General features: G+C 67.7%; 10 protein-coding genes, 1 tRNA gene and 1 pseudogene. 3 read left to right on the top strand and 9 right to left on the bottom strand.

Annotation, left to right across the window (positions count from 1 at the left end):
- Positions 1 to 29: 29 nt before the first annotated feature.
- From ON19_RS10555 to ON19_RS10530, 7 genes and pseudogenes are all read right to left on the bottom strand, one after another.
- Positions 30 to 1,718, bottom strand: coding sequence for a DUF885 domain-containing protein (locus ON19_RS10555; RefSeq protein WP_043689582.1), 1,689 nt, complete (start codon positions 1,716 to 1,718; stop codon positions 30 to 32).
- Between the two features lie 28 nt (positions 1,719 to 1,746).
- Positions 1,747 to 2,442: an ABC transporter ATP-binding protein gene (locus tag ON19_RS43670; RefSeq protein WP_227955049.1), complete on the bottom strand. Its 696-nt coding sequence runs from the start codon at positions 2,440 to 2,442 to the stop codon at positions 1,747 to 1,749.
- A 171-nt stretch (positions 2,443 to 2,613) separates the two neighbouring features.
- Positions 2,614 to 3,558 (bottom strand): annotated as a pseudogene (locus ON19_RS43665) (ABC transporter ATP-binding protein); the annotation flags it as partial.
- Positions 3,555 to 4,973 (bottom strand): branched-chain amino acid ABC transporter permease, encoded by a 1,419-nt coding sequence (locus tag ON19_RS10545; protein WP_043689580.1) that lies wholly within the window; start codon positions 4,971 to 4,973, stop codon positions 3,555 to 3,557. The pseudogene ON19_RS43665 and the gene ON19_RS10545, both read right to left, overlap by 4 nt.
- Positions 4,970 to 6,007 carry a branched-chain amino acid ABC transporter permease gene (locus ON19_RS10540; protein ID WP_043689577.1) on the bottom strand — a complete coding sequence of 346 codons (1,038 nt, stop codon included), beginning with the start codon at positions 6,005 to 6,007 and terminating at the stop codon, positions 4,970 to 4,972. Before ON19_RS10540 ends, ON19_RS10545 begins: the two co-directional genes overlap by 4 nt.
- A 93-nt stretch (positions 6,008 to 6,100) precedes the next feature.
- On the bottom strand, positions 6,101 to 7,342 hold the full coding sequence (locus ON19_RS10535; RefSeq protein ID WP_372478701.1) for a branched-chain amino acid ABC transporter substrate-binding protein: 1,242 nt from the start codon (positions 7,340 to 7,342) through the stop codon (positions 6,101 to 6,103).
- Positions 7,343 to 7,524: 182 nt separating this feature from the next.
- On the bottom strand, positions 7,525 to 8,142 hold the full coding sequence (locus ON19_RS10530) for an ANTAR domain-containing response regulator (RefSeq protein WP_040777220.1): 618 nt from the start codon (positions 8,140 to 8,142) through the stop codon (positions 7,525 to 7,527).
- Positions 8,143 to 8,368: 226 nt separating this feature from the next.
- Between ON19_RS10530 and ON19_RS10525 the strand changes: the two genes are divergently transcribed.
- The 3 genes from ON19_RS10525 (at position 8,369) to ON19_RS10515 (ending at position 10,549) form a co-directional block, all read left to right on the top strand.
- Positions 8,369 to 8,452: transfer RNA gene (locus ON19_RS10525), tRNA-Leu, on the top strand.
- 887 nt (positions 8,453 to 9,339) lie between these two features.
- Positions 9,340 to 9,960 carry an arsenate reductase/protein-tyrosine-phosphatase family protein gene (locus ON19_RS10520; RefSeq protein ID WP_043689574.1) on the top strand — a complete coding sequence of 207 codons (621 nt, stop codon included), beginning with the start codon at positions 9,340 to 9,342 and terminating at the stop codon, positions 9,958 to 9,960.
- A 202-nt stretch (positions 9,961 to 10,162) separates the two neighbouring features.
- Positions 10,163 to 10,549, top strand: coding sequence for a hypothetical protein (locus ON19_RS10515; protein WP_227954913.1), 387 nt, complete (start codon positions 10,163 to 10,165; stop codon positions 10,547 to 10,549).
- Between the two features lie 2 nt (positions 10,550 to 10,551).
- Here the strand turns inward: ON19_RS10515 and ON19_RS10510 are convergent, their stop codons facing one another.
- Positions 10,552 to 11,364 carry an acyl-CoA thioesterase gene (locus ON19_RS10510; protein WP_227955050.1) on the bottom strand — a complete coding sequence of 271 codons (813 nt, stop codon included), beginning with the start codon at positions 11,362 to 11,364 and terminating at the stop codon, positions 10,552 to 10,554.
- Positions 11,365 to 11,453: 89 nt separating this feature from the next.
- Positions 11,454 to 12,872 carry a pyruvate kinase gene (pyk, locus tag ON19_RS10505; RefSeq protein ID WP_086006622.1) on the bottom strand — a complete coding sequence of 473 codons (1,419 nt, stop codon included), beginning with the start codon at positions 12,870 to 12,872 and terminating at the stop codon, positions 11,454 to 11,456.
- Positions 12,873 to 12,921: the final 49 nt, after the last annotated feature.

Below are 12,921 nucleotides of genomic sequence, written 5' to 3'. Positions count from 1 at the left end.
GCGCGGTCGCCGACCACGCCCCACCGCGTTCACAGCGCGGCGACCAGTTCGCGCAGCACGGGGAGGCTCACCGACCCGGAACCGAGCACCACGTCGTGGAAGGCCTTGATGTCGAAGTCCGCGCCGAGCCGTTCGGTGGCCCCCACCCGCTGGCGCAGGATCTCCAGCTGGCCGATCTTGTAGCCGACCGCCTGCCCCGGCATGGCGATGTAGCGGTCCACCTCCACGGTGATCTCGGCCAGCCCGACCGGCGCGTTGGCCACCATGAAGTCGATGGCCTGCTGCCTGCTCCACCCCTTCGCGTGCAGGCCGGTGTCGACCACCAGGCGGCAGGAGCGCCAGGAGTCACCGGCCAGCATGCCCAGGCGCCCGAGATCGTCTTCGTACAAACCCATTTCGTCGGCCAGACGCTCGGTGTAGAGCGCCCAGCCCTCGACGAAGGCGGTGTTCGCGAAGGACTGACGCTGGAAGCGGGGCAGGTGGTCGAGTTCGTTGGCGATGGTGAGCTGGAGATGATGGCCCGGAATCGCCTCGTGGTAGGCCACCGCCGCGGTCTCGTAGCGGCCGCGGCCCGTGGGATGGTGCTGGTTGACGAAATACGTGCCCGGCCGTGATCCGTCGGCGGCGGGCGGGAAGTAGTACGCCGCAGGCGCATCCGCGGCCAGGAACTCCGGAACCGGGACGATGTCGCAGGATTCCTTCGGCAGGCGCCCGAACCAGTTCCCCATCTCGGCGGTGGCCACGGCCAGCGCCCTGCGGGCGTCGAACATGATCTGCTCGGCGTCGTCGTAGCACAGCTCGGGATCGTCGCGCAGCCGTCCGAAGATCTCGCCGAGATCGCCGGTGCCGAACAGGCGGGCGCCCACCGTCGCGTACTCCTCGCGCAGCTTCGCCAGCTCGGCCAGGCCCAGTTCGTGGATCTCCTCGGCGCCGAGATCGGGCAGCGTCGTGTGGTGGTGCAGCTGCCGCCGGTAGATGTCCTCGCCGTCGGCGCCGAGCCAGCACAGGCCCGGCTTGTCGTCGGGGCGGGCGGCGGGCAGCAGTTCGTCGTAGAGCGCGTCGCGGTAGACCTGGAAGGCGGGCCGGATGACATCCCGGGCCACTTCGGCCAATTCCGAGCGCCACGCGGACTCGCCGTCCCAGCCTTCCGGCCCGGAGAAGGTGACGAACGGGTCGGCGGCGATGTCGGAATCCAGGTAGCCGTCGAGCTGGTTGAGCGAGCGCTCGATGGTGATCCGCGCGGGCGCGCGCCCGGCGGCCAGGCCCGACCGGAACCGCTGCACGGCCTGGCCGAGCATGTCACCGAACTGCCGGTACCGGCGCACCAGCGCCAGCGCGTGCTCCGGCCGCGGCGCGTTCGTCTGCGGCGCCACCATGAGCACGCCCGCGTGCACGCCGCTCATCTGGTCGGAGGCCAGCTCCACCGGCCGCCATTCCAGGTGCTCGATCGCACCGCTCAGCTCGGTGCGCAGCAGGCTGCGGGTGACGCGGTCGGTCGGGTTCAACCGCTCGGCGTCGAGCGCGTCGACCGTGCGCAGCAACTCGCGCCTGGTCGACAGCGACCGCTGTTCCGCGTCGACGGACAGATCCTCGATCCGATCGTCGAAACGGCGGTCGCCGAGCAGGGTCGCCTCGCTCGGCGCCGCCTCGAGCACGCTGTCCCAATACCGCTCGGCCAGGCTCATCAGCTCGTCGTGACCATCCATGGTGACGATCATGCCTCGAGCCGGGCCGCGCGGCAGGCGACTAACCCACGCCCAGGTACGCCGATTTCACCGCGGGATCGGTGAGCAACTCGGCGCCGCGGCCGGTCTTGGTGACCTCACCGGTCTCCATGATGTAGGCGCGGTCGCTGCGGGCCAGCGCCTGCTGGGCGTTCTGCTCCACCAGCAGCACCGTGGTGCCCTGCTGGTTGATCTCGCTGATGATCCGGAAGATCTGCTGGATCACCATGGGCGCCAGACCCATCGACGGTTCGTCGAGCAGCAGCAGCCGGGGCCGCGCCATCAGCGCGCGGGCGATGGCCAGCATCTGCTGCTCGCCGCCCGACAGCGTGCCGCCGACCTGTTTGCGCCGTTCGAGCAACCGGGGGAACAGCTCGAACACCCACTCCAGCGTCCGCTGGTACTCGGCCTTCTGCTTGAAACCGCGTCCGTAGCAACCCATGTCGAGGTTTTCCTGCACCGTCATGCCGGGGAAGACGCCCCGGCCTTCCGGCGCCTGGATCAGCCCGTGGGTCACCCGCTCGTGCGCCTTCATCCGGGTGATGTCGCGGCCCTCGAACAGGATGCGGCCCCGGGTCAGCGGCAGCAGCCCGGACATCGCGCGCATGGTGGTCGTCTTGCCCGCGCCGTTGGCGCCGAGCAGGGTGACCAGCTCGCCCTCGGCGACGGTCAGCGAGATCCCGTGCAGCGCCTGGATCCTGCCGTAGTTGACGACCATGCCCTCGACCTCGAGCAGCGGCGCGCCCGCGGCCGCGGGCTTGCGCGTCGCCTCCGGTTCGGTTACCGCGGCCTTGCCCAGCGGCACGGCACCGGGTTCCGGCCCGGTCGGCGCGCCGTCACCCGCCTCACCGTCTTCGCCTGCGGCAGTGCCGGATTCGATCGCACCGGAATCCGGCACGCCGAGGTACGCGGCGATCACGGCGGGATCGTCCTTGATGTCCGCGGGCAGCCCGTCGGCGATCTTGCGGCCGAACTCGAGCACCACGATCCGGTCGGTCACGCCCATGACCAGCCGCATGTCGTGCTCGATCAGCAGCACCGTGAACCCGTCGTCGCGGATCTTGCGGATCAGGTCCATGAGCGCGGACTTCTCGCTCGGATTGAACCCGGCCGCCGGCTCGTCCAGGCACAGCAGCTTCGGCTCGGTGGCCAGCGCGCGGGCGATCTCCAGGCGGCGCTGGTCACCGTAGGAGAGGTTGCGTGCCTTCTCCACCGCCCGCGGGGCGATGCCGACGAACTCCAGCAGCGCCATGCCGCGCTCGATCGCGTCACGCTCCTCGCGCCGGTGCCGCGGCGTCCGGAACACCGCCCCCGGCACCGAGGTCCGGTGCCGGGCGTCGGTGCCGACCACCACGTTCTCCAGCGCGGTCATCTCGCCGAAGAGCCGTACGTTCTGGAACGTGCGGGCGATGCCGAGCCGGGTGATCGCGTTGCGCTTGGTCTTGGTCAGCGGCTTGCCGTCGAAGGAAACCAGTCCGGAGGCGGGCTGGTAGACACCGGTGATCGCGTTGAAGCAGGTGGTCTTGCCCGCGCCGTTGGGCCCGATGAGACCGAGGATCTCGCCGCGGCGGATCTCGAAGCTCACCTGGTCCAGGGCGGTGAGACCGCCGAACTTCACCGTGAGGCCCTCGGTGCGCAACAGCGGCTCACCCACCGCGGTCTCGATCTCGCGGTGCGGGGCGACGACTTCCGCGACGGTCTCGGCGTCGGCGAGGTCGGGGATCACCTGGGTGACGTCGACCGTGCCCGCGGACTCGACCTGCGGCTCGGCCGCGTAGCCCGCGGCCATGTCCTCGTTGTCGAACAGCGCGTCACCCGCGCCGGGCCCGGTCATCGTCCCGCTCCGATCGGCTCGACCACGGCCGGTCTGCGCACGGCCTGGTACACCTGCCTGCCGTAGGTGAGCAGCTTCTGCCGCACCGGGAACAGACCCTGTGGACGCAGAATCATCATCACCACCAACGCGATACCGAAATACAGATATTTGAGGTCACCCAGCGATTGCGCTCCGCCCTTGCGGAACAGCAGCACGCTGCCCAGCAGCAGCAACGCCAGCACGCCGGTCACCACCATGCCGGTGATCACACCGCGGCGCTGCCACACGCCCAGCCGGGCGGCCCACAAGCGCCAGGCGACGATCAGGGCGACGAACGCCGTGACATCGATCGCCAGCAGGACGTACCCGGTCGACTCGTTGCTCACCAGGTTCACCGACTGCAGCCGTGCGGGCAGATAGGCGATGACGAACGCGCCGAAGATCACCCCGAGCTTGTTGCCCTGGCCGCCGATGACCACCGCGCACAGGAACAGCATCGAGTTGATGATGTTGAAGCCGGTGGGGTTGATGAACTGCACCTGCCCGGCGTAGATCGCACCGGACATGCCGCCCACCGCGGCGCCGATCATGAACGCCCACAGCTTGAACTTGAACGTCGGCACACCCATGATCTCGGCCGCGTCCTCGTCCTCGCGGATCGCCACCCAGGCGCGGCCGACCCGGCTGCGCTCCAGATTGCCGACCACCAGCAGCACGACGACCACCAGCGCCATGCCGAACCAGTACCAGTAGGTGCCGTAGCTGGCGCGGTCGAGGAGATTCGCGCTGTCGGGGTCGCCGCTGTTGCCACCGGAGAACACACCCTCCGGTTTGCTCGCGGACTCGCCGACGTGCGGGTACGCCACACCCGACAGGCCGAGGCTGCCGTTGGTGATCTCGGTGAGGTTCTCGGCGAGCAGCCGGACGATCTCACCGAAGCCGAGCGTCACGATCGCCAGGTAGTCCCCGCGCAGGCGCAGCGTGGGCGAACCGAGGATCAGGCCGGAGACCGCGGTCACCGCGACCGCGATCGGCAGGCAGGCCAGCCACGCCCAGTCCGGATCGAGCCAGCCGCCGTCGGTCTGGTTCCACGGGCTGTTGGGGCTGGTGAGCAGGCCGACGGTGTAGGCGCCGACCGCGTAGAAACCGACGTAACCGAGGTCGAGCAGGCCCGCCTGGCCGACCACCACGTTCAAGCCGATGGCCAGCAGCGCGTACATCGCCACCTGCGCCATCACCAGGCCGAAGTTGTAGGAGGGAGTGTTCAGCAGCGGCGGCGGGAACAACGGCAGCAGTGCCAGCAGGATGAGGATCGGGACGCCGACGCCCCACTGCGCGGGCCTGCTCAGGCCGTCCCACCAGGTGCGGATCGCATCGCCGAGGCCGCGGCGGGCGTCGTCCGGCGCGGTCGCCGTCTTGGTCGTTTCGGTCATGCGCGTGCCCTTCCGAGACTCTCGCCGAGGATGCCGGTCGGGCGAACCATCAGCACAAGAACCAGCACCACGAACGCGACCACGTCACGCCATTCGGTGCCGAAGAGGATCTGGCCGTACTGCTCCACCACACCGAGCAGCAGTCCGCCGAGCAGCGCACCGCGCAGGTTGCCGATACCGCCGAGCACCGCGGCGCTGAACGCCTTGATACCGAGGACGAACCCGCCGGAGTAGATGATCCCGTTCGGGATCTTCAGCGTGAACAGCATCGCCGCCGCGCCCGCGAGCACGCCGCCGATGAGGAAGGTCAGCATGATGACCCGCTCGCGCGACACACCCATCAGCGTCGCGGTGTCCGGGTCCTGGGCCACGGCGCGGATGCCACGGCCGAACTTGGTGCGGTTGATCAGCACCTCGGTGGCGATCGCCAGCACCACCGCCGCCAGCACGATGAGCAGCATGATGTTGGTGACGTCCGCGCCGCCGAAACTGAATTGCACGGTGGGCTCGACCAGCCGGATCGGCTGCTGCGCGTTGGTGCCACCGAGATCGGGGCGGATCTTCGGCAGCACGAAGTGCACCAGTTCCTGCAGCACGAACGACATGCCGATCGCCGTGATCAGGAAGGCCAGCGGCTTCGCGCCCCGTTTGCGCAGGGGCCGGTAGGCCACCCGCTCCAATCCGACGGCCGCGCCGCCGGATACCAGCATGCCCACGATCATCGCCAAACCCAGATAGATGACGGTGAGCACCACACCCTGGGTGTAAACGTCCGGACTCGCGACGAATCCGAAGATCATCAACCCGATCAATTGCCCGAACAACCCGAGCATGAAAATTTCCGAATGGGCGAAATTGATCAGCCGCAATACGCCGTAGACCAAGGTGTAGCCCACGGCGACCAACGCATAGATGGCGCCGTAGGTCACGCCGTCCACGGTCAGTCGCCAGAAACTATCGACCAGTCCTTCGTAGTTGAAGTCGATCGAACCGGCAGCCAGTTGTATCCCACCGGCCAATAGCGTTTGTTTCATTTATTTCTGCCCTCATCCTTTCGCCCACCGAACAACGGCACGTACGGGGATTCGGATGAACCCCCGTACGTGCCGTGCGCCCGGGATCCGGGGCTACTTGACCTCGTACACCCAGATCAGTGCGTTCGACAGTTCACCGTTCGGGTTCCACTTGTACTGACGCGCGAGGCCGGCACCGTCGTACGTCCGCACATAGTCGAGCAGGTCCGGGCGGGTGACCTTACCGCCGTCGATGCCCTTGGCCAGAATCGTGGTGAGGTCGTAGGCCTCGACCGAGTAGACGCCCGGCGTCTGACCGTTGAGCGCCTCGTAGTCCTTGGCGAAGTTCTCCGGGGCGGGACCGCACGGGCACGACAGCTTCGCGCCCTTGGCGGCGCTGCCTGCCTGGGCGACGAACTGCGGGTCGTTGGTGCCGTCGGCGGAGACGAAGACCGCCTTCACGCCGCCGGACTTCAACTGCTGGGCCAGCGGCGCGCCCTCGGAGTAGTACCCGGAGTAGAAGATCGCGTCCGGGTTCGCGGCCGCCACCTTGGTGACCGTCGCGGAGAAGTCCTTGTCGCCCTTCTTGATGCTGGCCGCGCAGGCCGGGTCGGCGGCCGCGCCGAGCCCCTCGGTGATCGACTTCGCCAGGCCGGTGCCGTAGTCGGTGTTGTCCTGGATGACGCAGACCTTCTTATAGCCCGCGGTGTTGACCAGGTACTTCGCCACCGAGGGACCCTGCACGTCATCGTTGGCCAGACCGCGGAAGAAGGTCGTCCAGCCGTTCTGGGTCAGCGTCGCGTTGGTCGCCGACGAGGTGACCGAGACCAGCCCGGCGTCGCTGAGGATCTTGCCGGTCGCCTTCGTCTCCCCGGAGAACGCGGGACCGACCAGGCCGATGATCGACCGGTCGTTGACGATCTGCGGGATCACCTGGGTGGCCTTCTGCGGGTCGCCCTCGGTGTCGAACTGCTTGAGCTCGATCTTGCAGCCGGGGTTGGCCTTGTTGTGCTTGTCGAGGGCGAGCTTGACGCCGTTGACGATGTTGATGCCGAGCGCTGCGTCCGGACCCGTCAGCGCGCCGGCCATCGCGACTGCCGTACCCGGCGCGCAGGTCGCCTTGCCGTCGCCCGCGGGATCGGCAGCCGCGGCCGCGTCGGCCTTCGGCACCTCCTTGCCCTGCTGGTCGACCTGCAGAACCGGCTGGATGGACAGGCCACCCCCGCCGTTGGTGCCCGAGGAATCCGAACCGCTGCCGGTGGATTTGTCACTACAACCGGTCAGTACCAGCGCGGCGGCGGCGCCGACGGCCAGGACACCGAGCGCCGAGCGACTGCGCCATGTCGAACTAAGCACGTTTCACCTCATCTAAGTTCTGTGCTCCCCCGGGGTCGCCGAGGAGGCCGACCATGTCAGCCCGGTCAGAACATAGCGTCGGTACGTTAGTTCCGCATCACATTCGGATCATGCGCGCGACATCGTTTCGAATTCTTGTTCACGATGACGTTTCGTCCGCGTAAATTCTCCCGCTGCCGCGGTCACTTCGGCGTCAGGTTCTCCAACACGACCTCCGCGACCGCCTTCATCGTGGTGCGGCGATCCATTGCGGTGCGCTGAATCCACTTGAACGCCTGCGGCTCGGAAAGACCCTGGGTCTGCATCAGAACACCCTTGGCGCGCTCGACCAGCTTGCGCGTCTCGAGCCGGTCGGCGAGATTCGCGACCTCGCTCTCCAGCGCGGTGATCTCATGGAACCGGCTGGCCGCCAATTCGATGGCGGGCACCAGATCCGATTTCGTGAACGGCTTCACCAGATAGGCCATCGCACCGGCGTCGCGCGCCCGCTCCACCAGGTCACGCTGACTGAACGCGGTCAAGATAACCACGGGCGCAACACGTTTCGACGCGATCTCGGCCGCGGCATCGATGCCGTCGCGGCGCGGCATCTTCACATCCATGATGACCAGGTCCGGCCGGTGCTCGACCGCGAGATCCACCGCCTGCTGACCATCACCCGCCTCGCCGACCACCTGATAGCCCTCTTCGGTCAGCATCTCGACCAGATCCATGCGAATGAGCGCTTCGTCTTCGGCGACGACGACCCGCTTCGCCCCGGCGTCCCGTTTGGTGCCGGCGCCCCCAGCTGCTGTGCTCATAGGTAGACCCCTCTGGTTCCGATGCCCTGTACCCGACCAAACCGAAGGAATGTCCGCGATCGCACCGGGCGACCGCGGGCCGACCATCGGGCTGTCGAGTGATGTAAAGAGTACCTTTCACTTCGGCATAGAACGCATATACCCTGCGCAAACCGTGCGATCGCGCCGCAACCCCCAACCCATTCGCTTCCACGCCACCCGACCCGCTATAGTTGCCATCCGGTGCGCCGGGTTGGCGGAACTGGCAGACGCGACGGTCTCAAAAACCGTTGTCCGAAAGGACGTGTGGGTTCGAGTCCCACACTCGGCACTCGCTTTTGGGTGTCCCCTGCTCGCGGAGAGCGCTCGCGGGGGGCGCTCGTCGTTTCTTCTGGGGGTGCAACCCCCAGGCCCCGCTCGGCGGGGCTTCGCCCCCGAACCCCCCATGTGCGTGGTTGCGTTGGAATCGGAACAGTGCGTTGTGACTTAGCGCTCGTCGGGCGCTCGTGGGAGTGCGGTCCGGGGCGACGTTCGGCCTGGCTTCGCCCCACCCCGGCTTGCGTAGTTGTGTTGAGTGAGAACGGCGCGTTGCTACCGAGCGATCGCCGAGGCACTCATGAGGCACAAGCCCGGCCGAGGCTCGACGGGCTTCGTCTCCCGAACTCCACTGATGTGGGTCGCTTGTTAGGACGGGCCTCGAAGCTTGGATCCGGACCGCGCCGCACCGGGGCTGGTGGCAGGAGTTCCTGCGCGGCTCCGGCGGCACCGGGTTCCGGGAGGATGCCTACTTCGCCTGTGGCGGCATCGACGCCATGGACGACGACATGGGTCCGCCCACCGGGCTTGCGCGGTTCGCGCCTGCCGTCGCCTCGCGCGGTCACCGGGACCTGGGTCTGCGGCCGGGTCCAGGGCAGACGGGCCATCGTCGAACCCGTCTCGAGCGAATCCTTTTACTACGGCGGTGAATCCGGGTAGTCTGCGCACGCGTCATATCTCGGAGTAATCACAGAGCAGCTTTGGATGTGTGCGCTCCGGGGTACTGCACGCAGGAGAATCCCACAGCACCACTCCGCGGAGTGACGTACGTCGCAGGCCAGGGGCCGAAAGCGGCGCGCTTCGTGTACGGCGCGCTACGAGCAGATGAATATGTTGTTCCCACATGTGGGACTAACGACTTGGGACCGTCTGGTAGCCTTCGTGCCCCTTATCGTGTTCTGTATGCACGTCCTGTTCGTCTGCAACGGCAACGTTTGCCGTTCGGTGATCGCCGAGCGGCTCACGCGCGCCCTCGCGGTCGAATACGATCTCCCCTACCTCACCGCCGAGAGCGCGGGAACCCGTGCGCTGGTCGGATTTCCGGTCGAGCCGCTCGCCGCGCAGACCATCGCGGGGCTCGGCGCCGACCCGGGCAACTTCCGGGCCCGTCGCCTGAAGCCGGAAATGATCGACAAGGCCGACCTGGTCCTCACGATGACCGAGCAGATTCGCGATCAGGTGATCGATCTGGCCTTCGGTGCGGGCCCGCGCACCTTCACGCTGCTGGAGGCCAGCCGCATCGCCCATGTCACCGGTGCGCGCACGGTCGCCGAATTGCACCGGGCGCGCAATGATCTGTCGCTGGTCGGCCGGGAGAACATCGCCGACCCGGTCGGGTTGTCCGCCCAGGCTTTCTGTGAGGTCGGCGATCGGATCGCCGGGGCACTGGTGCCGCTGCTGCTGGCGCTCGCCCCGCACGAGCAGCCACGCTGGCCCCACGACGAGCGCCGCGGACTGGTGATCCGTCCCGGCGGCGCGCCCGCACCGCTGGCGACCTTCCTCGCCGCCCAACGCACCCGGTGATCGTCGGCGCGACCGCGGACAACCGCACGGTGTGACGCGCTTCGACACGTCACGCGTCAACCTGTTACCACCCGGCTATGTCCATTTCCGTCCCGGACGCACTAAACTCCCGCCGGACAACACCCTCCGCCGTTGCTGGTTCGACACAGGACAGGAATCAGACATGCCGAAACGCATTTCGGATGTTTCGCTCCATGTTTATGTGACACCGGAAATCCTCGAACGCGTCGTCGACACCGTGCGCGCGGTGGTCGACGACCACCTCACCGACCGTGACGTGTTCGCCTGGCGCTTCACCTTGCCGGTCGACGCCGACGACCCGGCCCACGCGGCTCTCGAGAGCCGCTGCCACACCGATCCGTCCTGCGGTGGCCCGGACGACCGCGGCACCTACGAGATCGCGCTCAGCCTGGTCGGGGCACCGGATCAACTGACCGACGACCACATGGCGGGGCTGGAACGGCAACTGCTGCACCGAATCTCCGGGCTGGCGCGAACCGAGCCGGGACGCGGTATCCCGGTCTCGATCCGCGCCTCACAACGCACCGACGTCGATCTCGACATCGATCGCCACCACGAACTGCTGTAGTCCTAGCGCCGCGCGGGGAAGTGGCGGATGAGTCCCTCTTGCACCGTGGTGGCGAGCAGATCGCCGCTGCGGGAGTAGAAGCGCCCGGTCGCCAGACCACGGGAACCCGCGGCCACCGGTGACTCGGTGCAGTACAGCGCCCACTCGTCGAAACGGAACGGGCGGTGGAACCAGATCGAGTGGTTGACCGTGGCCGCGATGATGCGGTCCAGCCCCCAGGACAGCCCATGGGTGGTGATGATCGAGTCCAGCACCGTGGTGTCGGACGAATAGCCCAGCGTCGCCACGTGGATCAGCGGATCGTCGGGCAGCTCGCCGTCCGCGCGCATCCACACGCGGTTGTGGTTGAGCCGCTCTCCCGTGCCCTTCAGGATCCACGCCGGGTCGTTGGTGTACCGCATGTCGATCGGATGCGGCGCCTTCACGAACATCTCCAGCTTGTCCTCCAAGCCTTCGAAGCTCTCCTCCACCCGCGGCAGCGTCTCCGGGTCCGGCACGTCCGGCTGAGCATGCGCGTGCTCGAGCCCCGTGCCCCAATCCTGGAACGCGGCGAGCATCACGAACAGCTCCTGGCCGTCCTGGCTGGCGGTCACCGTGCGGTTGGCGAACGCCCGGCCGTCGCGATGACGGTCGACCCGGTACTCGATCGGCTTCTTCACGTCGCCACCGCGCACGAAATGCGCGTTGACCGCGTGCACCGGACGGTCACCGACCGTCCGGCCCGCCGCGATGATGGCCTGCGAGACGAGCTGACCGCCGAAGGTCCGGCTCCACACCTTCTCCGGGTGCTGGCCGACGAACACGTCCTCGTCCATCTGCTCGAGATCGAGCAGACCCAGCAGCACATCCAGGTCGGAGTGGTGCGCGGGCGGCTCCGCGACGGGGCTGCTCAGGGAAGCACTCACTAATGGTCCTCCTCACCGATTCGGTGAACGTGGATCAGGTTGGTGGACCCGACGGTACCGGGCGGCGACCCGGCCACGATGACCACCAGGTCACCCTTCTGGTATCGCTCCATCGACAGAAGTGCTACATCCACCTGGTGGATCATCGCGTCGGTGCTGTCGACGGTCGGCACGATGAAGGTCTCGGTACCCCAGGTCAGCGCGAGCTGGCTGCGCACCTCCGGCAGCGGCGTGAACGCCAGCAACGGCAGCGGTGTGTGCAGCCGGGCCAGGCGGCGCACCGTGTCGCCCGACTGGGTGAACGCGACCAGCGCCTTGGCGTTGAGCCGCTCGCCGATGTCGCGGGCGGCGTAGGAGATCACGCCGCGCTTGGTACGCGGCACGTGGGTCAGCGGCGGCACCCGGGTCGACTCGGTCTCCACCGCGTGCACGATGCGCGCCATCGTGCGCACCGTCTCGATCGGGTACCTGCCCACCGAGGTCTCGCCCGACAGCATCACCGCGTCGGCGCCGTCGAGCACCGCGTTCGCCACGTCCGAGGCCTCCGCGCGGGTGGGGCGGGAGTTCTCGATCATCGACTCCAGCATCTGCGTGGCGACGATGACCGGCTTGGCGTTCTCGCGAGCCATCTGGATGGCGCGCTTCTGCACGATCGGCACCTGCTCGAGCGGGAGCTCGACGCCGAGATCGCCGCGCGCGACCATCACCGCGTCGAAGGCCAGGACCACGGCCTCCAGGTTGTCGATCGCCTCCGGCTTCTCCAGCTTGCCGATCACCGGCACCCGGCGGCCCACCCGGTCCATCACGTCGTGCACCAGCTCGACATCGGACGGGGACCGCACGAACGACAGCGCGATGAAGTCCACGCCGAGCTTCAGCGCGAATTCCAGGTCCTCGATGTCCTTCTCCGACAGCGCGGGGACCGACACGTCCATACCCGGCAGCGAGACGCCCTTGTTGTTGGAGACCGGACCGCCCTCGGTGACCCGGCAGACCACGTCGTTGCCGTCGACGCGGGTCACGGTGAGCCCGACCTTGCCGTCGTCCACCAGCAGCCGGTCGCCGGCCTTGGCGTCCAGCGCCAGTTCCTTGTACGTGGTGGACACGCGGTCGTGGGTTCCGTCGATGTTCTCGACGGTGATGCGGACCTCTTCACCCGTCGCCCAGACGGTTTTGCCTTCCAGGAAGCGACCGAGGCGGATCTTGGGACCCTGCAGGTCGGCGAGAATGCCGACAGCCCGGCCGAGGTGGTCGGCAGCCTGACGCACCTTCTTGTAGTTCTCGGCGTGGTCCGCGTGCTCGCCGTGACTGAAGTTCAGCCGAGCTACGTCCATACCGCTCTCGACGAGTTCGCGGATACGTTCCTCGGTGGCAGTGGCCGGGCCGAGCGTGCACACAATCTTCGTCCGTCGCATCACGGGTAGAGCCTAGTCCCGCTCGGTACCCAGGTCCCGCCGTGGCCATGGT

The sequence above is a fragment of the Nocardia abscessus NBRC 100374 genome (genome assembly GCF_000308455.1).
GTDB lineage: Bacteria > Actinomycetota > Actinomycetes > Mycobacteriales > Mycobacteriaceae > Nocardia > Nocardia abscessus.
This window is presented reverse-complemented; position numbering and strand designations above follow the sequence as displayed.

Excerpts from the sequence above, each read along its gene's own strand:
- ON19_RS10555 (WP_043689582.1), bottom strand. The coding sequence starts at position 1,718 with ATGATCGTCACCATGGATGGTCACGACGAGCTGATGAGCCTGGCCGAG.
- ON19_RS10545 (WP_043689580.1), bottom strand. The coding sequence starts at position 4,973 with ATGACCGAAACGACCAAGACGGCGACCGCGCCGGACGACGCCCGCCGC.
- ON19_RS10520 (WP_043689574.1), top strand. The coding sequence starts at position 9,340 with ATGCACGTCCTGTTCGTCTGCAACGGCAACGTTTGCCGTTCGGTGATC.
- ON19_RS10510 (WP_227955050.1), bottom strand. The coding sequence starts at position 11,364 with ATGGACGAGGACGTGTTCGTCGGCCAGCACCCGGAGAAGGTGTGGAGC.
- ON19_RS43670 (WP_227955049.1), bottom strand. The coding sequence starts at position 2,442 with ATGGTCGTCAACTACGGCAGGATCCAGGCGCTGCACGGGATCTCGCTG.
- ON19_RS10540 (WP_043689577.1), bottom strand. The coding sequence starts at position 6,007 with ATGAAACAAACGCTATTGGCCGGTGGGATACAACTGGCTGCCGGTTCG.
- ON19_RS10530 (WP_040777220.1), bottom strand. The coding sequence starts at position 8,142 with ATGAGCACAGCAGCTGGGGGCGCCGGCACCAAACGGGACGCCGGGGCG.